18 protein-coding genes are annotated in these 22,251 nt (G+C 70.4%); 14 read left to right on the top strand and 4 right to left on the bottom strand.

Translation table 11 applies throughout. From position 1 onward, the window contains the following. The first annotated feature begins 491 nt into the window (after positions 1 to 491). Entirely contained in the window at positions 492 to 695 is a 204-nt protein-coding gene (locus VGC13_RS31980) for a DUF4177 domain-containing protein (RefSeq protein WP_331129421.1), read from the top strand. On the opposite strand, the gene VGC13_RS31975 is transcribed toward VGC13_RS31980, so the two are convergent. Then, positions 688 to 1,104 carry a DUF6010 family protein gene (locus VGC13_RS31975; RefSeq protein ID WP_331129420.1) on the bottom strand — a complete coding sequence of 139 codons (417 nt, stop codon included), beginning with the start codon at positions 1,102 to 1,104 and terminating at the stop codon, positions 688 to 690. The genes VGC13_RS31980 and VGC13_RS31975 overlap by 8 nt on opposite strands. Positions 1,105 to 1,435: 331 nt before the next feature. Here VGC13_RS31975 and VGC13_RS31970 point away from each other — a divergent pair, with 331 nt between their 5' ends. Continuing rightward, entirely contained in the window at positions 1,436 to 3,745 is a 2,310-nt protein-coding gene (locus tag VGC13_RS31970) for a DUF2723 domain-containing protein (protein WP_331129419.1), read from the top strand. A gap of 334 nt (positions 3,746 to 4,079) precedes the next feature. On the opposite strand, the gene VGC13_RS31965 is transcribed toward VGC13_RS31970, so the two are convergent. Beyond that, positions 4,080 to 6,797, bottom strand: coding sequence for a TonB-dependent receptor (locus VGC13_RS31965; protein WP_331129418.1), 2,718 nt, complete (start codon positions 6,795 to 6,797; stop codon positions 4,080 to 4,082). A gap of 207 nt (positions 6,798 to 7,004) precedes the next feature. Between VGC13_RS31965 and VGC13_RS31960 the strand changes: the two genes are divergently transcribed. From VGC13_RS31960 to VGC13_RS31910, 11 genes are all read left to right on the top strand, one after another. Next, on the top strand, positions 7,005 to 7,286 hold the full coding sequence (locus tag VGC13_RS31960; protein WP_331129417.1) for a hypothetical protein: 282 nt from the start codon (positions 7,005 to 7,007) through the stop codon (positions 7,284 to 7,286). Between the two features lie 104 nt (positions 7,287 to 7,390). Further along, positions 7,391 to 7,744, top strand: coding sequence for a hypothetical protein (locus VGC13_RS31955; RefSeq protein WP_331129416.1), 354 nt, complete (start codon positions 7,391 to 7,393; stop codon positions 7,742 to 7,744). 69 nt (positions 7,745 to 7,813) lie between these two features. Next, the gene (locus tag VGC13_RS31950; RefSeq protein WP_331129415.1) at positions 7,814 to 8,200 is read left to right on the top strand and encodes a hypothetical protein; all 387 of its coding nucleotides are present in this window, start codon (positions 7,814 to 7,816) and stop codon (positions 8,198 to 8,200) included. A 314-nt stretch (positions 8,201 to 8,514) separates the two neighbouring features. After that, a complete protein-coding gene (locus VGC13_RS31945) occupies positions 8,515 to 10,110 on the top strand; it encodes an alkaline phosphatase family protein (RefSeq protein WP_331129414.1) in 1,596 nt (531 codons plus the stop codon). 1,028 nt (positions 10,111 to 11,138) lie between these two features. Then, complete coding sequence (locus tag VGC13_RS31940; protein ID WP_331129413.1) at positions 11,139 to 12,053, top strand: metal ABC transporter solute-binding protein, Zn/Mn family; 915 nt, start codon at positions 11,139 to 11,141, stop codon at positions 12,051 to 12,053. A 4-nt stretch (positions 12,054 to 12,057) separates the two neighbouring features. Next, positions 12,058 to 12,870, top strand: a complete 813-nt coding sequence (locus VGC13_RS31935) for a metal ABC transporter ATP-binding protein (protein ID WP_331129412.1) — start codon at positions 12,058 to 12,060, stop codon at positions 12,868 to 12,870. A gap of 190 nt (positions 12,871 to 13,060) precedes the next feature. Continuing rightward, a complete protein-coding gene (locus tag VGC13_RS31930; RefSeq protein WP_331129411.1) occupies positions 13,061 to 13,351 on the top strand; it encodes a hypothetical protein in 291 nt (96 codons plus the stop codon). A 7-nt stretch (positions 13,352 to 13,358) separates the two neighbouring features. Next, on the top strand, positions 13,359 to 14,477 hold the full coding sequence (locus tag VGC13_RS31925) for a metal ABC transporter permease (protein ID WP_331129410.1): 1,119 nt from the start codon (positions 13,359 to 13,361) through the stop codon (positions 14,475 to 14,477). Positions 14,478 to 14,479: 2 nt separating this feature from the next. Next, positions 14,480 to 15,601: a metal ABC transporter permease gene (locus tag VGC13_RS31920; protein ID WP_349264272.1), complete on the top strand. Its 1,122-nt coding sequence runs from the start codon at positions 14,480 to 14,482 to the stop codon at positions 15,599 to 15,601. A gap of 509 nt (positions 15,602 to 16,110) precedes the next feature. Further along, a complete protein-coding gene (locus VGC13_RS31915) occupies positions 16,111 to 16,371 on the top strand; it encodes a hypothetical protein (protein WP_331129408.1) in 261 nt (86 codons plus the stop codon). 98 nt (positions 16,372 to 16,469) lie between these two features. After that, positions 16,470 to 17,120, top strand: a complete 651-nt coding sequence (locus tag VGC13_RS31910) for a hypothetical protein (RefSeq protein WP_331129407.1) — start codon at positions 16,470 to 16,472, stop codon at positions 17,118 to 17,120. 905 nt (positions 17,121 to 18,025) lie between these two features. Here VGC13_RS31910 and VGC13_RS31905 read toward each other — a convergent pair. Then, a complete protein-coding gene (locus VGC13_RS31905) occupies positions 18,026 to 18,895 on the bottom strand; it encodes a cyanophycinase (RefSeq protein WP_331129406.1) in 870 nt (289 codons plus the stop codon). A 366-nt stretch (positions 18,896 to 19,261) separates the two neighbouring features. Here VGC13_RS31905 and VGC13_RS31900 point away from each other — a divergent pair, with 366 nt between their 5' ends. Continuing rightward, a complete protein-coding gene (locus VGC13_RS31900) occupies positions 19,262 to 20,566 on the top strand; it encodes a 4-hydroxy-3-methylbut-2-enyl diphosphate reductase (protein WP_331129405.1) in 1,305 nt (434 codons plus the stop codon). On the opposite strand, the gene VGC13_RS31895 is transcribed toward VGC13_RS31900, so the two are convergent. Beyond that, a complete protein-coding gene (locus VGC13_RS31895; RefSeq protein ID WP_331129404.1) occupies positions 20,556 to 22,169 on the bottom strand; it encodes an HD domain-containing phosphohydrolase in 1,614 nt (537 codons plus the stop codon). The genes VGC13_RS31900 and VGC13_RS31895 overlap by 11 nt on opposite strands. Between the last annotated feature and the right edge of the window lie 82 nt (positions 22,170 to 22,251).

Here is a 22,251-nt window from a genome sequence, read left to right as displayed (position 1 = left end):
CATCGCCGCGGCGGCGAAATCGCCAGACGGGGCCGGTCCGGGGCTTCGCGGCAGGCCACGAGGAAACGGACAGTAGAGTCCTCGGTCGCGCGCCAGCACCGGAGAGAGCGGAGAAGGTGGGGTGGGCGCTCCCTCGGAATGACAGATGGGGGGAGTGCGGCCTGTCATTCCGAGGTCCGGCGACACCGCCGCCCAATGATCGCGCCACCCGTTGCAGGGCCGAGGAATCTACCTTCGGCCCGCGCGCGGCCGGACGCGGCAGCCCGCACCATCGCCGCGGCGGCGAAATCGCCAGACGGAGCCGGTCCGGGGCATCGCGGCAGGCCACGAGGAAACGGACAGTAGATTCCTCGGTCGCGCGCCAGCACCGGAGAGAGCGGAGAAGGTGGGGTGGGCGCTCCCTCGGAATGACAGATGGGGGTGCGGCCGATGGTTTTTCGATTTCGCGGAGCTCCGTTCCGCAACTACCGCAACTACACGGGGGAGGAACGATGGCCGGGTGGGAGTATCAGACGCTGAAGGTGGAGCCGGGGGGCTGGCTGGGCGGCAAGGTAGACATCGACGAGCTGCGCGACCGGCTGAACGCGCTGGGACGCGAAGGGTGGGAGCTGGTGAGCGCGCTGGACACGGCGTACGGCCAGGGCCAGGGCGGCACGCGGGAGATCATCGCCATCCTCAAGCGCCCGCTCAGCTGAAGAAGACCACCATCGCCGCGATGGCCCAGTCCCACGCGGCGCAGAACGGGGGAAACCACCGGCGCACGCCGTGCCGCACACCGCCGGTGTGGTGCACCAGGTCCCACACACCGTGCAGCACGAACCCCAGCGCCATCCACAGCGGCGTCCACGTCAGCGACAGCAGCCCCAGCACCACCATCACGGCACCGAAGACGCTCTCGACGATCAGCTTGCCGCGCGATTCCCCCTGCAGCGCCGCCCCAAGGTAGATGCCGCCCGTGAACGCCAGGATGAGCGCCAGCAGGTCGAACGCGCCATCCGGATGGATGCGGAACAAGCCCAGGAACGGCAGCGCCAGCGCGAACCCGATGAACAGCGGGATCAGCGGCGAGCGGCGTCGGGGCGCGGGGGCGGTTTCGGCGTGCATGCGGCTCGTGGTCGGGCGGCGGCGGTGCGTGAACGGGGCACGATAACGCGCGGGCGCCGCACCTGGCTAGCGGTCCGCCCGCCGGATCGATCGGCGAACCGCATCCCCATCCAACAATCCGCCCCGCGCCGGCATCCCATTCCCCACATGGATGCGTAAGGGAGCCAGCGCGAATCCGTACGCGTCCGCGCGGCGGGATGCGGCGCGGCGCCCCGCTTTCGCGCCGCCGGACCCCGGCACTCCTTCCCACGCCCCGGCCAACCGCTTACTTTCCATGCGTTTTGCCCCCAGAGCACAGTCCACGTCCCGGACCTCACGGCCGAGTGGTTTCATGAACCAGGCAGCACAGACCGCGCGGGCAGGCGCCGCCCGCGCGGAGCCCGTCTCCCTTTCCGTCGCCGCCCACCGCCCGCCCTACCTGTGGGCCGGGGCGTCGGCGCTGGCGCTGTTCATCCTGTACGCCCTGACCCTGGCGCCCACCACGGCGTTCTGGGATACCAGCGAGTACATCGCCACCGCGCACATCCTGGGCATCCCGCATCCGCCGGGGAACCCGCTGTTCGTGCTGCTGGCCCGCGCGTGGGAGCTGCTGCTGTCGCCGCTGGGGCTGTCGGTGGCGGTGCGCATCAACCTGTTCTCGGCGGCCATGAGCGCCGGGGCCGCGTTCTTCTGGTTCCTGGTGGTGCACCGCATTCTCGTGGCGTTCACCCCCAACGAGACGGTGCGGCGGGTGGGCGCGTTTGCGGCGGTGTGGGTGTCGGGGACGGCGTTCACGGTGTGGAACCAGAGCAACGTGAACGAAAAGGTGTACACCGTCACGCTGTTCACCATCGCGCTGATCTCGTGGCTGGCGTTTCTGTGGCGCGACAACGTCGAAGAGCACCGCGGCCAGCGCAACCGCCGCTTTCACGACGACAACGCCATCCTGCTGGTGATCTTCATCCTGGCGCTGTCGGTGGGCAACCACCTGATGGCGTTCCTGGCCGCGCCGGCGCTGTTCGTGTTCCTGCTGCTGGTAAAGCCGCAGTCCCTCGCCAACTGGAAGCTGTACCCGCTGCTGGCGGGCGTGGCCGTGCTGGGGTTGAGCGTGCAGCTGTACCTGCCCATTCGCGCCAACCAGGACCCGGTCATCAACGAGGCCGCGCCCAAGTGCGAAAGCCTGGTGACGGCGGTGATGTCGTCGGTGACGATGGGGCGCTACGTGGGCGACTGCCCTGACCTGGCGTCGGCGCTGAAGCGCGAGCAGTACCAGAAGCCGCCCATGACCCAGCGCATGGCGCCGTTCCCCGCGCAGATGGCCAACTTCTTCCAGTACTTCGACTGGCAGTGGTCGCGCTCGCTGGACGGGCATTCGGGCTACTTCGCGGCCATGCGGATGCCGTTTACGCTGCTCTTCCTGCTGCTGGGGCTGTTTGGCGCGGTGCAGCACTACGCACGCGACCGGAAGAGCTTCTGGTACGTGGCGGTGCTGTTCTTTACGCTGTCGTTCGGCCTGGTGTACTACATGAACTTCAAGTACGGCTACCGCCAGCAGCAGGTGATGGGGTACCCGGACTCGGAGGTGCGCGAGCGCGACTACTTCTACGTCATCACCTTCAGCGTGTGGGGGCTGTGGGTGGGCGTGGGGCTCACCGCGCTCTGGCTGCGGCTGGTGGAGGCGCTGGGCAACCGCCGGGGAATGCTGGCGGCGGCCAGCCCCATCATGGCGCTGGCGCTGATCCCCCTGCTCACCAACTGGAAGTACGCCACCCGCACGGGCGACTACGCCGCGCGCGACTTTGCCTACAACGTGCTGCAGTCGGTAGAGCCGTACGGGGTGCTGATCACCAACGGCGACAACGACACCTTTCCGCTGTGGTACCTGCAGGAGGTGGAGGGAATTCGCCGCGACGTCACGGTGATCGTGATGTCGTACTTCAACACGCCGTGGTACGTAAAGCAGCTGCGCGACCTTACGCGCCCCTGCCCCACGCCCGGCGCGGCGATGCAGGACCCCACGCGCATCATCTGCCAGCGCCCGTTCGATCCCTCGAAGGCGCCGCGCATCTACGGGAATCCCAAACCGCCCACGCGCTCCATCCTGGACCTGAGCGACGTGCAGATCGAGCAGCTCACCAGCAGCGGCGGCATCCTTTCCACCGAGGGGATGGGCTTCGAGGCGCGCGGGATCACCTTTCAGCTGCCGCCCAACCAGGAGATCTACCCGTCGCACCAGTTCGTGACGCTGATGGTGACGGGCACCTGGGGCGACCGGCCTATCTACTTTGCGGCCACCACCAACACGCACATCGAGCTGGGGCTGGTGCAGCAGACGGCGCGGCAGGGGCTGGCGTACAAGCTGATGGGGCCCGACGAGACCGCGGGGCTCATGCCCATGCCGGCGGACCCCAACGTGATGCAGTTCACGGGCGGGTACTTCGACGTGCAGCGCAACACCGAGCTGCTGGACCGCGTCTTCATGTTCCGCAACATGCCCGACCGCGCCGTGTGGGCCGACGACGCCACGCGCAACATTCCCATGCAGTACTACTACGCGTACGCGGCCCTGGCCACCGTGGCCGACATGCGCCGCGACGAGCCCACCGTAATCCGCTACAGCAAGCGGGCCGAGGCCTTTCAGGAGCTCGCCCAGAACCGGTAGCGGCAGGGGACGCGGGGTGGATGACGTGAAGCGCCCCGCCGGATCCGTCCGGCGGGGCGCTTCGTCGATATCCGGCCGCGCCATCCACCCCAGCAGGGCCTTATACCGAATCCGGGGAAACGACACCTTCATGGGGTACAGAGGAACAGAGCAGACAGAGGAACCGGGAGGATGTTCAGCTCGCTTTCTCTGTCTGACTCTGTTCCTCTGTACGATCATTTCTTTTTCAGGATCTGGCCTCACGTAGAGGCGCGGAGGCGCGGAGAGGACAATTCTTCCTTTCTCTCTCCGCGTCTCCGCGCCTCTGGTGAGGTCTTCTTCTACGAGGCCGGCGCTACAGCCCCTGCCAGCTCAGGCGCACGTAGTAGAAGGCGCCGTTGAAGCCGAACGGGCTCACCTGGTTGTACGGAAAGATCCCCGCGTTGCTGTTGTCGGCGCCGGTGGGGCTGCGGAAGTTCTGCTCGGGGTACACGCCCAGCACGTTGTTGGCTCCGATCGCCGCCGTAAGCCCGCCGCGCACCCGGTAGCTCACGTCCACGTCCGTGATCCACCGCGCCCCGAACGTCTGGTCGGTGTTGGTGGGCGAGTCGGCCGGCGCCGCGCCGTACACCGTCACCTCGCCGAAGCGGCGGTTGTTCAGGTTGAAGGTGAACCGCTCCATCGCATAGTTCAGCGCCAGGTTCAGGCTGCTGCGGGGCTGGCCGCGCTCCAGCCGCCCGCGCTCCACCCGCCCGAACAGCACCTCGCCCAGGCCGACCAGCTGCGGCGGCGTGACCACCGAGTCCGTCAGCACCTCCGTCTTCGTCAGGTTGCCGCCGCCGGTAAAGCGCAGCATCCCGGGCCCCACCGGACGCGCGTACTGCAGCACCACGTCCACGCCCGTGGTGCGCGTGTCGATGGCGTTGGTGAAGAAGCGCCCGCCCGTTACCCCCACGAAGCCCGCCGCCTCGAACAGCTGGCGGATGGCCGTGCCCGTAAAGTTTTCGGAAAAGACGATGCGGTCGTCGATGTCGATGCGGTACGCGTCCACCGTCAGCGACAGCTCGCGCGCGGGCTCCCAGGCGAACCCCGCGCTGTAGTTCACCGACTCTTCCGGCCGCAGCGGCGTGGCGCCCAGCACCGCCGCCTCGTCGCTCCCCGCGGGAAAGGTGCGCACGTCCACCGGCGTGTTGACGCCGTTGATCACCAGGAAGTTGGTGGCCGTGGACGAGAAGTAGCTCTGCCCCAGCGACGGCGCGCGAAAGCCGGTGCCCACCGCGCCGCGCACGGCCAGCGCGGGCATCACCTGCAGCCGCGCGGCCAGCTTGCCGTCGCGGGTGCTGCCGAAGTCGCTGTAGTCCTCGAAGCGCCCCGCCACGTTCAGCAGCAGCCCGCGCACCGGCGTCACCTCCACGTCCACGTAGCCGGCCCAGTTGTGGCGCGACACGTCCTTGGCGTCCGACGGGCGAAAGCCGGGAAACACCTGCGCGCCCACCGCCGCCAGCTGCCCCGCCGAGGGGCCGTCCAGGATGGCCACGCCGCCGTTCTTGTACGACGCCTCGTCGCCCGCCTCGATGCCGTAGCCGTCGCGGCGGTACTCGGCGCCAAAGGCCACGTTCACCGCGTCGGGAAGCCCCAGCGCCAGCTCGCGCGACAGGTCCAGGTTGGCGGTGGCCTGGTCGAAGCGCAGCGTCCCCGCGTAGAAGTCGGTGGGGCTGTCGTTGCCCATCGACACGTTGTTGCTGTTCAGCACGTCGAAGGCGAACGTGTTGCGGCCGTACACGCCGCTCAGGTCGTAGCGGAACCCCGCCGCCGTGCCGCGCACCCCCGCCACGCCGGACCCGTCCACGATGGTGGTGGAGATCAGGGGGAGGAACCCGTCGGGGTGGATGGAGCGCACCGTGCGGGCGTCGTTGGCCCGGCGAAAGAAGCCGGCCGCCTCGCCGTCGCGCCGGGACAGGCCGCCGAACGCGTACGCCTCGACGACCGGGCCCAGCGGGACGGCGGCGTTCAGAAAGAGCCCCGCGTCGCGCGAGTCGCTGTCGCCCTGGCGGTGGTTGACCCGGGCGCGGTTGTTGTTGCGCGGGTCGCCGGGAAAGTACTGCTGGCGCGTGTCGGGGAGGGAGCGGTTGGTGTTCTCGCGGTCGCGCAGCTCCACGCTCAGCGACACGAACCCCGCCTCGCCGAAGTCGCGGCCGCCGGTGCCCGCCAGCTGCAGCACGCGCCCGTCGCCCTCGGTGGTCTGCCCCGCGCTCAGCAGCGCCTCGCGGCGGCCGCCCTGCTTGAGGACGATGTTGATGACGCCCGCGATGGCGTCGGAGCCGTACTGCGCCGCCGCGCCGTCGCGCAGGATCTCGATGCGCTCGATGGCCGACGCGGGAATGGCGTTCAGGTCCACCGCGGTGCTGCCGCGGCCCACGCTGCCGTTTACGTTCACCAGCGCGCTGTTGTGGCGCCGCTTGCCGTTCACCAGCACCAGCACCTGGTCGGGCGCCAGGCCGCGCAGGGTGGCGGGGCGCACGTGGTCGGTGCCGTCGCTGACGGTGGCGCGCGGAAAGTTCACGGAGGGCGCCAGCCGCTGGATGATCTGCGCCGTCTCGGTAAGGCCGGTGGCCTGGATGTCGGCCGCGGTCAGCACGTCCACGGGCACCGTCGCGTCGGTCACGGTGCGGTCCGGCCGCCGCGTGCCCACCGCCACCACCGCCTCCAGCACCTGCGCCGACTCGAACAGCGCCAGGTCCAGCGTGGTGGTCTCGCCCGCCGTCAGCCGGACGGGGCCGCGCGCCGCGCTGAAGCCCAGGCGCGTCACGGTGACCTCGTAGCTGCCGGCCGGCGCCTCCAGCCGGTAGGTGCCGTTCGCGCCGGTGGTGGCGCTGGGGCCGCCGCCCAGGCGGACCACGGCGCCGGACAGCGGCGCGCCGTCGCCCGCGTCGGTCACGCGGCCGGTCAGGGTCCCGTTCTGGGCCGCCAGCCCCGGGGCGAACACGGCGGCCAGGAGCAGCGCGGCGGCGTACAGCAGGCGCCGCGGGCGGTGGGTGCGGGCGTGCGACGGCTGCACACGGGATGGATTCATGGGATCGACGGGGGTACAGGTGCGCCGTCCGCGTTCAGGGGCCGCGGGAGCGCGGCGCGGGCGGGTGCTGCCGGACTGGCGAGACGGCTTTGTATCGAACAGATAGGGACGGATTCCGGTAGATGCAAGAACCTTGTCACACCGGGATGCCGTTCCGGCCCGGTGCTACAGTCGCACGATCATCGCGTTCACGAAAGGGAGGGATGAATGGACTGGAAGCCGTACGATCCCGCATGGCTGGCGGAGTGGGTGCGAACGAGCCGGCCGGACCTGCCGTGGCTGCCGGACGCGCTCGCCTGCTGCACCCGCGCGGCGGAGGACGGGCGCGCGTACCTGTGCTTCGTGGATCCGGCGGATGCCAACCAGCCCGGCGCGGAGTGGCAGATCGCCGAGAACGTCATGCTGGAGCACCCCAGGGAGGGCACACTGGTGCTGGACGTGCTGGAGGGCCGGCGGATCGGGGGCATCGAGTTCCTGCGCCGGCTGTGACCGCTCCGGTATCGACGCGCCATTACGTCCGGATCTTGCGTGCACGGCCGGGGACCTGCCCGGGTGCGCCGGCCGGGAGGCCATTACGCGTTCCCCATCCGACGATGAAGCTCGTCCGCCACCTTCTGCTCGCCGGCCTGGTCGCCGCGACGCCCGGGTGCATGGGCTGGCGGCGGGCGAGCCTGCCCGCCCCGGCGCCCGATGCCCCGGTCCGGCTGGCGTCCACGCGCGTCACGCACGTCGACGGCTACTCCGTGGTTCTGAGCTCGGTGGTGGTGACCGCCGATAGCCTGGCCGGGTTTCGCGCCCGGGAGCCCATGGCCGGCCGGCGGCTGGCCCTGCACAGGTCGGAGGTGCGGCACATTCAGCATGAGGGGTTCGACCTGGTGAGGACGGCGCTCCTCTTCCTGGGGGTCGGGGCCGCGGCGCTGCTGGTGGAAGGCGCCGAGGCCCCCTGACGGTCGCACCCGCTGCCTCGGGCCCCGCGATGCGGTGGCGTCCATCCACCAGCACCTGGAGCCGTCCTGATGAACCTCGCCCTTCGCCTTGCGCTGGTGGCCCTGGCCATCGCGTCGTCCGGGTGCACGCAGTGGCGGCACGTGCCTGCGATGCCGTCGCCGCGGGAAGAGGGCGTGGTGCTGATCGGCGCGGCGCGCGTCACTCCCAGCGGCGCCGGGACGATGATGGAGTTGCGCAACGTGCAGATCACGATGGACAGCGTGATCGGCTGGCGCGAGGGCGCGGCGGACCCGTCGGGACTGCTGCGCGGTCCTCGCACGCGTGTGTCGCTGCACCGCAGCCAGGTGCTCATCTACGAGCCGGCGGTCCCGGACTCCTGGGCCACCGCCGGCGCGGCGCTGCTCGCCGGGCTCGTGGCGTATGGCCTGTACGTCCTGAACAGGCTGAGCATTTGATCCTTGCTCAAACCGAACCGCGGAAACGCCTGTCATTCCGAGAAAGCGCCCACTCTCGACTGTCGGGAAAACCGCGGAGCCAGGTGGCGCGACCGAAGAATCCCGCACCCCTCGCGCGGACCCTTTCCCGGGCATCGCCCCGGAATTCTGTGTGACAAAAAGATCCCGCCGTCCAGCATACACGCTCTATCGCCGCCGCGATTCCTGTCCTCCCTCCGCCTGGGCAAGGCGCCGGTCCGGTAGCGTATGTACGTGCGGATGCCTAGGTTGGACCCGCTCGCATCCGTCATCGACCTGACGACCCGCAGGACCCCATGATCAGACGATTCTTCGCGTCCCTCGTCGCCGCGCTGGCGCTCGCCCCCACGTCCGCGCGCGCGCAGGTGCAGGCGGAGCGGCCGGCGCTGGTGGTGTTCATCACCGTGGACCAGCTGCGGCCGGACTACTTTACCCGCTACCAGCGGCAGCTCACCGGCGGACTGGCGCGGCTGGCGCGCGGCGGGGCGTTCTTCAGCCGCGGGTACCAGGACCACGCCGTCACCGAGACGGCGCCGGGGCACGCCAGCACGCTTTCCGGGCGCTTTCCCGCCAGCACGGGCATCGTGGGCAACGCATACGGCGTGCTGGATTCGCAGACCACGCTGATCGGCGGCGGGACCGGCGCGTCGCCCTTCCGCTTTCGCGGCAGCACCCTGATCGACTGGATGCGCACGGCGGACGCCCGCAGCCGCGCGCTCTCCATCTCGCGCAAGGACCGCGGCGCCATCCTGCCGCTGGGGCGCGCGCACCAGTCCGTGTTCTGGTACGACTTCCGCGGCGGGTTCACCACCAGCACCTACTACGCCGACACGCTGCCGGACTGGGTAAAGGCGTTCAACGCGCGGCGCATCCCGCAGTCCATGGCGGGGCGCCAGTGGACCCTGCTGATGGACCGCCGCCAGTACCCCGAGCCCGACACCGTCCGCTGGGAGAGCGCGTCGCCCATCGCCGGGGGGCGGCACGAGCCCGCCTTTCCGCACCGCATTCCCGCGCACCCGGATTCGGCCGCGAAGTACTTCACCGAGTTCCCGTTCATGGACCAGCTGACGGCCGACGCCGCCATCGCCGGGCTGCGGGCGATGAACCTGGGGCGCGGCGCCGCGCCGGACCTGCTGGCGGTGTCGTTCTCCACCACGGACGCGGTGGGGCATCGCTACGGCCCCGACTCGCGCGAGATCCACGACCAGGTGCTGCGGCTGGACCGCACGCTGGGCGCCTTCATCGACTCCGTGTACGCGCAGGTGGATTCGTCGCACGTCGTCTTCGCGCTGACGTCGGACCACGGCGTGGCCTCGTTTCCGGAGGTGGCGTACGGCGACAGCGCGGGGGCGTTCCACGTGAGCGTCGACACCATCATCCGGCGCCTGGGCGGGCAGGTGAGCGCAATGGGCGCCGGCGCCGCGGCCATCGAGTGGGACGACGGGCTGCTCTTCGTCCGGCGGGACCGGCTGCCGGCGGGGATGGATGCGGACGCGTTCCTGCGTGACTTTGCCGCGGCGGCGCGGCGGGTGCCCGGTGTGGCGCGCGTGGACCGGATGGAGGACCTGCGGGCGATGGATACCGAGGCGGTGCAGCGGGACGAGGTGGCGCGCCGGTGGCTGCACATGATCCCCCGCGACCAGCCCATCCCCCTGGTGGTGACGCTGCGGCCCGGCGCGGTGTGGGGCGCGCGCAGCTACGCCATGCACGGCACCCCGCACGGGTACGACGCGCACGTCCCCGTGATCTTCTACGGCGCCGGCATCCGCCCCGGCCGCTATGACACGTTCGCCCGGGTGGTGGACATGGGCCCCACCCTGGCGCACGTGCTGGGCGTGGCGCCCACGGAGACGCTGGACGGGCGGGTGCTGGAGCAGGCGCTGGCGCGGTAGGGGGCCCCCTACCCCACCCCCCCCCGGCCGAAAAGCAGCGCGACGCTTCGAACGACATCGAGCTGCGCCGGCGGGCGCCCCCTCCGGCTCGCTTAGGCTCGCCACCTCCCCCAAAATTGCTGGGGGAGGTTGAGGTGTCCGACGGATCAGGGCTCGGCGAATGGGTCGAACTGCGTCCGAGGCGGCCCCCTCTCCCGGCCCCTCCCTGCTCGTTCCTCGCGGAGAGGGGAGAATTCGATCCCGCTCCGATACCTGTTGAGCGCGTCACCCTCCCCCGCGCAGTTCGCGGGGGAGGGCCGGGGAGGGGGGCGGCCCACCATCTCGCCCCACACACACGGCAACACCCGATCTCCGCTTCACCCCCAACCTCCCCCAGCAGTTTTGGGGGAGGTGGGCGAGTAATGCGAGCCCGGAGGGGGCGTGCCCCTCGGGCAGAACTCTCCGAAGCGCGATCGAATTCTCCCCGTTCTCCCGCTCCGCGGGGAGAGGGGCCGGGGGAGAGGGGGCTCTGTCGGGCGCCAGTTGGATCTCCTTCGACGAGCCTCCACTCTCCGCTTCACCCTCAACCTCCCCCAGCAGTTTTGGGGGAGGTGGGCGAGTAATACGAGCCCGGAGGGGGCGTGCCCCTCGGGCAGAACTCTCCGAAACGGGATCGAATTCTCCCCTTTCTCCCGCTCCGCGGGGAGAGGGGCCGGGGGAGAGGGGGCCCTGTCGGGCGCCCGTTTGATCTCCTTCGACGAGCCTCCACTCTCCGCTTCACCCCCAACCTCCCCCAGCAGTTTTGGGGGAGGTGGGCGAGTAATGCGAGCCCGGAGGGGGCGCGCCCCTCGCGCTGAATCTGCCGAAACCTCCCTCCACCCGCTCTCATCCCGCCACATGTGACATCCCCCAATCCACAGCCCCCTTGACGCCAGCTACAGCAAAGTGTATCCTGGCTGAGAGAAATTTAAGCGACTCTAAAAATCTTCTACGGGCGGATGAAGCAAATGGACGGGCGGGGCCTCGGAAGGAGGATCGGCAAAGTAGGGATGGCGTTCGCGCTGGTCTTCGCCGTGGCGGCCGGGGCCTGCGCGCCGCCCAACCCGCCGGAAGAGGCGGGGCGGGTGAACGTGGTCACCACCATTGGCATGATCCGCGACGTGGTGGAGAACGTGGGGGGCGAGCACGTGCGCGTGGTGGGGCTGATGGGGCCCGGCGTGGACCCGCACCTGTACAAGGCCAGCGAGGGCGACGTGCGCCGCCTGTTCCGCGCCGACGTCATCTTTTACGGCGGCCTGCACCTGGAGGCCCGCATGGGCGAGGTGCTGGAGGAGATGGGCGGCCGCACCCGCGTACGCGCGGTCACCCGCGGCATTCCCGTGGACCAGCTGCTCACCCCGCCCGAGTTCCAGGGCGCGCACGATCCGCACGTGTGGTTCGACGTGCGCCTGTGGGCGTACACGGTGGACGTGATCGCCCAGACGCTGGCGGAGGAAGACCCCGCCCATGCCGCCGACTACTACGCCAACGCGCAGCGCTACCACACCCGGATGGCCGCGCTGGACCAGTACGTCCGCGCCCGCGCGGCCCAGGTGCCGCGGGACAAGCGGGTGCTGATCACCGCGCACGACGCCTTCAACTACTTCGGGCGGGCCTACGGATTCCAGGTGCGGGGGCTGCAGGGCATCAGCACCGCCTCCGAGGCGGGCACGGCCGACGTGCAGGCGCTGGCCGAGTTCATCGCCACGCGGCGCATTCCCGCCGTGTTCGTGGAGTCGTCCATCCCCCGCCGCACCATCGAGGCGGTGCAGGAGGCGGTGCGGGCGCGCGGCTTCGACGTGCGGATCGGCGGGTCGCTGTACTCCGACGCCATGGGCAACCCGGGCACGTCGGCGGGGACGTACGAGGGGATGGTCCGCCACAACATCGACACCATCACGGGCGCGCTGCTGCGCGAGCCCTGACGCCATGAGAGAACCCGTCATGCACGACCAGACGCCCGCCATCGAGGTAAACGACCTCACCGTGGCCTACCGCGAAAAACCGGTGTTGTGGGACGTTGACCTGCAGGTCCCCGCGGGGGTGCTGATGGCCATCGTGGGCCCCAACGGCGCGGGCAAGTCCACGCTCATCAAGGCGGCGCTGGGGCTGGTCCGCGCGGCGGCCGGCCAGGTGCTGGTGCACGGGCGCCCGTACGCCGAGCAGCGCAAGCTGGTGGCCTACGTCCCCCAGCGCGGCAGCGTGGACTGGGACTTCCCCACCAGCGTGCTGGACGTGGTGATGATGGGGTGCTACGGCGCCCTGGGGTGGCTGCGGCGGCCGGGAAGGAAGCAGCGCGAGTCGGCCATGGCGGCGCTGGCGCAGGTGGGAATGCAGGACTTTGCCGAGCGGCAGATCTCGCAGCTCAGCGGCGGGCAGCAGCAGCGGGTGTTCCTGGCGCGCGCGCTGGTGCAGGACGCGCGGCTGTACCTGATGGACGAGCCGTTCCAGGGCGTCGACGCCAAGACGGAGCGCGCCATCGTCACCGTCCTCCAGCAGCTGCGCGAGGAAGGAAAGACGGTGGTGGTGGTGCACCACGACCTGGAGACGGTCTCGGAGTACTTCGACCAGGTGCTGCTGCTGAACGTGCGCCGCATCGCCAGCGGCCCGGTGGACGAGGTGTTCACCGAAGAAAACCTGCGCCTTACCTACGGCGGCCGCGTTCCCTTCCTGCAGCGGCGGCGCGAGGAGCAGGTGGAGGCGGCGGATCCCGCTCCCCACCTGCACGCCGCCGCGGACTGAAGGGCAAGCCGGAGAATCCGGGGCGATGTGACGCACTCGGCAGCCGTTCGAGCGGGATCGAATTCTCCCCTCTCCGTGAGGAACGAACGGGGAGGGGCCGGGGGAGGGGCACCCCGCGGACGCAGCGTGATGCCTGTCGCGGGACGAGGGAAACAAGCTCCCTGGAGCCAGCACATATCCGGAGGGAACCATGTACTTCGAGCTGTTCATCGCCGCGGGGCTGCTGTGCCTGGGGCTGGTCCTCTTCGGCCGGTTCGAGGAGGGAACGTCCAAGGCGCGCCGCATCCGCAAGGTCGTGCTTTTCTTTGCCATCACGGCGCTGCTCTCGAACTTCGCGGGGCGGACGGCGGCGCTGGCGTGGGTGTTCGGGGCAATGGCGCTGGGGCTGGCGGTGCACGCGTGGTGGACGCGCAGGCACGGCATCGCCTTCTGGAACCCCGAGCCGTGGGACCGCTACCGCGCCCTCCGCGGGTGGAGCTGATCCGGTGATGCAGCTTCCCGACCTCTTCGGCGACTACACGCTCCGCACGGTGGCACTGGGCGCGGCGGCACTGGGCGCCACCAGCGGCGCGCTGGGCTCGTACGCCGTGCTCCGCAAGCAGAGCCTGCTGGGCGACGCCATCAGCCACGCCGCCCTTCCCGGCATCGCGCTGGCCTTTCTGCTCACGGGGAGCAAGGCGCCGCTGGTCCTGGTCCTCGGCGCCGCCGTGGCCGGGTGGCTGGGCACGCTGCTGGTAATGCGCATCGTCAGCGCCACGCGGGTCAAGGAAGACAGCGCGCTGGGCATCGTCCTCTCGGTCTTCTTCGGCTTCGGGCTGGTGCTGCTGACCTTTATCCAGAAGCGGCCGGACGCCAGCCAGGCCGGGCTGGACCGCTTTCTCTTTGGCCAGGCGGCCACGCTGCTGCAGCGCGACGTGGTGATGATCGCCATCCTGGGCGGCATTGCCCTGGGGATCGCGGCGCTGTTCTGGAAGGAGTTCAAGCTGCTCTCGTTCGATCCCGACTTCGCCGCCAGCCTGGGCTTCAACGTGCGCTGGCTGGACGTGCTGCTGACCTCCGTCCTCGTCCTCTCCATCGTCATCGGCCTGCAGACGGTGGGCGTGGTGCTGATGAGCGCCATGGTGGTGGCCCCCGCCGCCGCCGCGCGCCAGTGGACGGACCGCATGGGGATGATGGTGATCGTCGCCGGCGGGATCGGCGCGCTGGCCGGCGTCTCGGGCGCCGTCATCAGCTCCTCCGCCGAGCACGTGCCCACGGGGCCCACGATCGTCCTCTGCCTGACGGCGATCGTGCTGGTCTCGCTGGCGCTGGCGCCCAACCGGGGGCTGGTCTGGGAGTCGGTGCGGCAGGCGCGCAACCGGCGGCAGCTTCACGTGACGGCGGTGCTGCGCGACCTGCACGCGCTGGCGGTGCAGCACGGCGGGCAGGAGCACGTGCACACCTCCGCCGTGCTCGAGGCCATGCACCCCGGCGCCCGGCACGAGCTCGACGCGCTGGCGGAGCGCGGCTGGGCTCGGCGGACGGGGGCGGACGGCTGGTCCATCACCCCCGAGGGCCGCACGGAGATGGACCGCCGCGGCGGCGGCGCGGACGAGGAGGGCTCGTGATGATGGTTCCCGAACAGGAGATCCAGTGGATCGCGGCCGTCACCGCGGCGGCGTGCGCGCTTCCCGGCGTGTTCCTGGTGCTGCGGCGGATGTCGCTGATGAGCGACGCCATCAGCCACGCCATCCTGCTGGGCATCGTCCTGGCCTTCTTCGTCACCGAGAACATCGCCAGTCCGCTTCTCGTCCTGGCGGCGGCGCTCACCGGCGTGCTGACGGTGTCGCTGGTCGAGGTGCTCAACCGCACGCACCTGGTCAAGGAGGACGCGGCCATCGGCCTGGTCTTTCCCGCGCTGTTCAGCGTGGGGGTCATCCTGATCTCGCGCTACGCGGGAAACGTGCACCTGGACGTGGACGCGGTGCTGCTGGGCGAGCTGGCCTTTGCCCCCTTCAACCGGCTGGTGGTCGGCGGCACGGACCTGGGCCCGCGCACGCTCTGGCTGATGGGCGTGGTGCTGCTGCTGAACGCGGGGTTCATCCTGGCGTTCTACAAGGAACTGAAGCTGACCACGTTCGATGCGGCGCTGGCCGGCGCGCTGGGGTTTGCGCCGGGCCTCATCCACTACCTGTTCATGACGCTGGTCAGCGTGACGGCGGTGGGGGCGTTCGACGCGGTGGGGTCCGTACTGGTGGTGGCGCTGATGATCGCCCCGCCGGCCAGTGCATACCTGCTGACGGACCGGCTGCCGCGGATGATCGGGCTGAGCATGGGGCTGGGGGTGGTGAGCGCGCTGGCGGGGTACTGGATGAGCTACCTGCTGGACGTGTCCATCGCGGGGTCGATGGCGACGATGACGGGCGTGGTCTTTCTGCTGGTCTTTCTCCTTGCGCCGGAGCGGGGGCTGCTGGCCATCGCGCGGCGGCGGGCGCGGCAGCGGTGGGAGTTCGCGCAGACCATGCTGGCCATTCACCTGCTGAACCACGAGGGCTCGCCCGACGCCGCCGAGGAGTGCCGCGAGGCGCACCTGCACGAGCACCTGCGCTGGCAGAACGACTTTGCCCACCGCGTGGTCCGCGGCGCCGAGAAGACCGGCCTGCTGACCCGCGCCGGCGACGACCGCCTGGCGCTGACGGAGCGGGGGCGGACGGCGGCGCGGGAGGCGGTGGGGATGGGGGTGGCGGGGTGAACGGGTGAAGGGGTGAAGGGGTGAAGGGGTGAAGGGGTGAACGGGACGTCGCCGGCGGGTTTCGTCCCGGGCGGGTGAACCCGCGGCTGGAAAAGCGGGAAGCCCCGCAAACTGCGCGCGGGCTTCAACTGCGCAACGGCGATTTTGATTTCCTGAGGGAGCGCCACACCACGACCTGCCGTACCGAAAACCCGGCGCGCGACCGAAGGACCTCGCGTCGGCATCCATGGGGAACATCGAAGCGCCTGGTCACCCGCGGCTGGAGGGGCAGCCGGCAAACTGCGCGGGTCGGCACCCGCTGATTGGATCACGCAACACCCGTCCGCGAAGGCGGACACCGCGTTGTCACAGTCGCGAATTCATTCGCCTCGGGCCGCCAAGGCCGTGCTTCTCTGCTTCTTCTTTGCTCCTCCGCGTGACATTCCTCTCGTGGATCTCGGGACGGCACCCGCCTTGCCCCCTGGAACCGGCTGCAGGATGCGGCTGATTCCAGACCAGAGAGGATTTCGATGGCGTGTCCCACGTTCACGCTGACGGGCGTGACTCCGCCGGTGTGGGAATGTGTGCGCAGGCGGGCCGCGGAGATGGGGGTGCCGGTGCCGCCGGGCGACCGCGGCTCCGTGCACCACACGCTGGCCGACGCCGACTACGTGTGGGACCCCGCCGCGGCCACGCTGTCCATCACCTTTACCCGCAGCCCCAAGTGGATCGGCTGCGGCGCCATGGCCGCGCGCGTGCGAAAGGTGGCGGCCGGCTGCGGCGCGTCCTGAGCCGGCGCGGGGTCCGCGACTTGCGACTGCCGCACCCCTTGAGCGGCTCCGGGGAGGTGCCCCGGGCCAGGTGTGACGACGCGAGGGAGGGTAACACGATGGCACGCTACGAGCGCGATTTCATCGGCCGGGTTCGCGGGATGTTCCACCGTCTCGCCGCGGACGACGACCGCCCGCGCCGCCCCATGATGGACGCCTCCGGACCCGGCGGAGAAGGCTACTACCTGACCCGCGGCATGCGGTACGACGCCGAGTACGGCTCCAGCGGCGGCCGCGGAGGATACGACCGCGGCTACGGCATGGCCCAGTTCGGGCGCGCGGGGCGGGGCCGCGGCTACGGCGGCGACTTCCAGACCGGCCGCGGCGGGCCCGACCGTGACGAGTTCTTCGTCAACCGCCGCCCCGGCGACAGCGGGTACAGCGGCGGCGCCTACGAACGCGACCTGGGCCCGCGTGGCGCGATGGGCTACGGCGGCGCCCAGCCGCGCGGCCGCGGCTACGCGGGCGACTACGGATCGGAGCCGGGCCTGCAGGGCTTTCCCATGGGCTACGACCGCGGCTACCGCGCCGGCCGCGGCGTCCCGCGCAACGCCGACGACATGGATTCCGGGCTGCGCGGCTACTACAGCGGCACGGCGCGCGTGGGCGGCGTCATCGGCCAGACCTCCACCGAGCCGGGAATGGTGTACCCGCCGGACCAGGGCGACCGCTACGGCCGCGCCCGCAATCCGCGCAACTACGGCCGCTGACCTCCCCGCCGGGAGGGATGCACGCGGGCGCTCCACGGGGCGCCCGTCGGCGTTCATCCACGGATCGATCGTACCCGTGTGACCGCTGGACGGCTGGGACGTCCTGTGACCGATTCATCACGATCGGATCACACCTCCCCAGCCACACCACTGCCCATGTTCCGCATCACGCGCGGGATGCACGTGCAGCACATCCAGTTCCCGTTCCCCGTCCTCGGCCCCCGCGACCTGGATGCCGGCGACGGCGAGACCCCCGCGGACGCCGAGGCCCCCCACGGCGGAAGCCGCACCCGCCGAGGCCCAGGGCGCCGCGGAGGACATCGTCGGCTGGCGTTCTCCGGCTTCCGCACGCTGCATCTGTACGGATCCGCGGATGCTGGAGGCCTGGCATCTGTTCCACGAGGACGGCGACGCCTCCGTCTTGGCCTGCTTCTTCGCCGAGGCGCGGCAGCCTGCCTGGCCGGCATCGGGGGATCGATGACGGCGAGGCGCCCCGCGGAATCCCGCGGGGCGCCTCGTCTCGTGCTCGGTAGATGCCGCGAGTTCTCAGAGGGTGTTGCCAAACCCTCAACGAAGCGATGACTTCGTGAGAAGGTGTTGCCAAACCCTCAGACTCCCCACGAAGCGGTGACTTCCTGAGAGGGTGTTGCCAACCCCCAAACTCACAACGACGCGATGACTTCCTGAGGGAGCGCACCACGGGTACCCAGAAGCCACACCGCCGCCCGCGCGCGACCGAAGGACCTCGTCTCGGTGGCGCAGGAGCCAGATCAGGGCACGGGACCCGACCCGTCGTTCTGCTGGCGAGGTCCTTGGGTCGGCGTGAAGGTGCAGTGTACAGGCGAGTTGCCGGGCGGTGTCTCCCTCAGGAAGCCAATCACGCCGGGAGGCTTGGCAACACCCTCTCAGGGCAGGCGCGCGCGCCCCGTCCGTGGATCGAAGACGGCGCCGGGCGGAAGCAGGTGCATCCGCACCTCCGCCGTCCCCAGCACCGGCGCGTCGGGGGCGGTGATGCGGGCCCGCCGCGCGTCGTAGATCACCACCGCACCGCTGCCGCGCACCGTCCAGCGCCCGTCCGGCCCCACCTCTACCGCCGTCGACTCGTCGATCCCCACGCCGATCAGCGCCGGCCGCTCCAGCACCGCCGCCAGCAGCCGGTTGTGCCGCTCGCGGCGGATGAAGTGCTGGTCGATGATGGTCCCCGGCAGAAACCCGAGCCCGGGCGCCACCTGGATGGTCCGCCGCGCCACGTCCGGGTACTCGTCGCCGTAGTAGCCGGCCGTGTCCGTGCGGAACTGGTTGCCGGTCAGCATGGAGTCCGGCATCACCGCCGCGCCCGCGGAGGTGCCGCCCACCACCGCGCCCTCCCGCCAGCGCGCGAGGATCGCCCGCAGCACCGGCGAGCCCAGCAGCACCGGCGTCACCCGCGCCTGGTCGCCGCCGGTGAACCAGATGCCCGTCACCCCATCCAGCAGCCGCGCCGCCGAGTCCGTCATCGCCGCGTCACGCGCCAGGTTCATCACGAACGTCTCCGCGCCCAGCACGCGCAGCTCGTCCGCCTTCTCCCGCCCCGACGCCTCCGGCTCCGCGCTGGCCATCGGCAGCACCGCGATGCGCGCCCGCCCCGGCCCGCCCGCCAGCTCCACGAACCGCGCGACCAGCTCCCGCGGCTGCTGCCCGCCGCCCACGATCAGCAGGTGCCCGCGACCGCTCTCCGCCGCCGCCGCGGCTCCCCCCGCCGCCGCGCATCCGCCGAGCAGCAGCAGCGGGAGCATGGCCGTGAAGGACCAGCGGAGGGTTCGATGAACAGGGATCATCCGTAGATGCCGTCGAGGGCAAGGGACTGGCGCGCGAGGGCGTGGTGGCCGTCGTCACCGCCGAGGACCTGGGCGACTACTGGTAGCCGGCGAGCGGGTGGCCCCGAATCTAAAAGAGCCTGCCCCGCGTACAGGTGTCGAGACACAGCCGGAAAACGGAATCGTGGCCCTCTCGGCGCCTCTGCGTGAGGATTGCTGTTGCGAATCCCGATCCCGCGATCGGTGCGCGGGTCGGCACGAGTGCCCGAAATCAAGCCGCCGCAACGGCTTCGCGCGCGCGCCGGTGGCGTGGCGGGGCCGGTGCGGTTACCTTTCGGGGCCGCGATGCACCCGCGTCCCGGCCTTTACGACGCCCCGCGCACGCTGATGGAGCAGACCTACTTTCGCCGCGGCTTCGGCCTTCGCAAGCAGATCGAGCCGCTGATCCGTTCCGAGTACCACAGCGCGCTGGTGGAGCGCATCCGCGCGAACGGCTACGAGGAAAGCTGGGGGGACGGCGACGCCCGCGTCACCGTGCGCCTGGCCGAGGAGTTCGGCTTCTGCTACGGCGTGGACCGCGCCGTGGAGTACGCCTACGAGACGCGCACCCAGTTCCCCGGGCGGCGCATCTTTCTGCTGGGCGAGATCATCCACAACCCGCACGTAAACCGGCGCCTTACCGACATGGGCGTCGTCTTTCTGCAGCCGGACGCGCAGGGCCGCTTCGACTTCGGCGGCATCGTTCCCGAGGACGTGGTCATCCTTCCGGCCTTTGGCGCCACCGTGGACGACTTCCGCCGCCTGCAGGCCATCGGCTGCATCCTGGTCGACACCACCTGCGGCAGCGTGCTGAACGTGTGGAAGCGCGTGGAGCAGTACGCGCGCGACGGCTACACCGCGCTCATCCACGGCAAGCACCACCACGAGGAAACGCGCGCCACCGCCAGCCAGGCCCTCAAGTACCCCGAGGGACGCTTTCTCATCGTCCGCGACATGGACGACACGCGGCGGGTGATGGACTACCTGGAGGGCCGACCGGGGGCGATGACGCGCGAGCAGTTCCTGGCGCACTTCGCGGAAAAGATGTCGGCCGGGTTCGACCCCGACCTGCACCTGTCGCGCATCGGGGTCGCCAACCAGACCACCATGCTCTCCGGCGACTCGCTGGGCATCGCCGCCGAGGTTGGAAGGTCGCTGCAGCGGCGCTTCGGCGGCGAGCCGGGCTTCGACATCGGCCAGCACTTTCGCTCGTTCGACACCATCTGCTCCGCCACGCAGGAGCGCCAGGACGCCGTCGAAAAGCTGATGAGCGGACCGGAGGGCGCGCCGGACGTGATGGTGGTGATCGGGGGATACAACTCGTCCAACACCAACCACCTGGCCGTGCTCTGCGCCCGCCACGCCGTGACCTTTCACGTGGCCGACGCGTCATGCATTGATCCCGAGCGTGGCACCATCCGCTTCAAGCCCGCCGGAACCCCGCTGGACGCGCCCGAGGTGGAGGCCGAGGACTGGCTGCCCGCCGGCCCCCTGGTGGTGGGGCTGACCGCCGGCGCCTCCACGCCCAACGTAAGGATCGGCGAAGCGGTGGAGCTTTTGCTGCGCGTTCGGGGCCTGCAAGTGCAGGAAGAATCAGTGGCTACGGCGTAAATGTTTTCGCCGTGGCGTTAGATGAGCGTTGCTCGGTGCCGGCGAAAGCGGCGTTGATGGCGGTGGGCGCGAACTCGGGGAACAGCTCCAGGAAGATGGCGAAGAGCTCGGGGTCGAACGAGCCCGCGTCGTCTTCCATGATGGCGAGCGCCTCTTCCGGGGTCAGCGGGGCGCGGTAGCTGCGGGCCGTGGTCAGCGCGTCGAACACGTCGGCGATGCGCATGATGCGGGCGGAGCGGGGGATCTCTTCGCCCACCAGGGCGTCGGGGTAGCCGCGGCCGTCCCACCGCTCGTGGTGGCTGCGCACCATGGGGCGGATGTCCCAGGGAAACTCCACCGGCGCCAGCATCTCGTCGCCGATCACCGTGTGGCGCTCCATGATGGCGCGCTCCTCGTCCGTCAGCCGCCCCGGCTTGTTCAGGATCTCCTCGGGCACCTCCGTCTTCCCCACGTCGTGCAGGAAGGCGCCCATCCGGAACCACACCAGGTCCCGCTCCGACAGCCCCGCCCGCTCCGCGATGCGGCAGGCGTAGTCCGCCACGCGGGCGCAGTGGCCCAGCGTGTAGCGGTCCTTGGCCTCGATGCTCTCGCCCCAGAACCGCACCAGCGAGAGGAAGTCCACCTCCAGCTCGGCCACCCGCTCGTCGATGTCGGCGAGGTCGGGCCGCGCCTGCAGGCTGGTGAAAAGCGCGTGCGAGCGGTTCAGCGCCTCCAGCGCTTGCCGGTTGCGCCCCTGCAGCCGCAGCACCCGCGCCATCTCGCGCTGCGCCTCGGCTTCCAGCAGCGGCTCCTCGCGGGCGGCGATGTCGATCGCCTGCCGCAGGTGGATTTCGGCGAGGTGCAGCTTTCCGCTTTCCCGGTAGATGATCCCGTAGAACTTGAGCGCCTCGGCTTTGCGGACCGCGTGGTTCACGCGGCTGAAGATTTCGAAGCCCTCATCGCAGCTCTGCCGGGCGCGCTCCAGCTCACCGCGCGCCAGGAACAGCTCCACCATGTTCACGTGGATGACACCCTCTTGGACGATGTCTCCGCGCGTCTCGCAAAGTGCCAGGGCCTGCTCGAAATACTCTTCGGCGGTGTCGAGGCTCCCCAGGTCCACGTGGAGCATTCCCAAGTTGTTGAGCACGGCTATCTGGGCGCCGACGTTGCTGGCGGCCTGAAGGTGTCCCAGACCGGTGCGGTACAGGTCGGCGGCTTTCTCGAGGTCGCCGCGGATGTTGGCGACGATGCCCAGGTTCTGGACCGCGGCGCCCAGTAGCCAGTGGTCGCCCAGCCGCTCGGCCCGGTCCCGTGCCGCCCCGAAGTAGCCTTCGGCGCGCTCCAGGTCACCGCGGGCCTGCGCCATCTGCCCAAGGCCGTTGAGGGCGCGGCTGGCCACGTCGTCGCTGGCATGCCGCTCCGCCAGCGTCAGCGCCAGCTCGAACAGTTCCAGCGCAAGCTCGTGCTGCCCCGCGTAACGGCGCGTGTGGCCCAGGCGCACCACGACATCCAGCACCCCGGCCGCGTTATGCGCCGCCAGGTGCTCGCGGTACACGGCGTCGTACGTACCCGCGGCGGCAGCCCAGTCTCCGGACCGCTCCTGTTCGGCTGCGCGCTCCAGCAACGGGTGCAGTGAAGGGTTCAACACAGCGGCGGGCAGAGAAAGTGACGCGGGGGCCTCTGCGCAGCGGCGCAGGGACCCCCGT

This window comes from Longimicrobium sp. (assembly GCF_036399255.1).
Classification (GTDB): Bacteria; Gemmatimonadota; Gemmatimonadetes; order Longimicrobiales; family Longimicrobiaceae; genus Longimicrobium.
The sequence above is the reverse complement of the archived record's forward strand: the minus strand, read 5'-3'. Positions and strand labels throughout refer to the sequence as shown.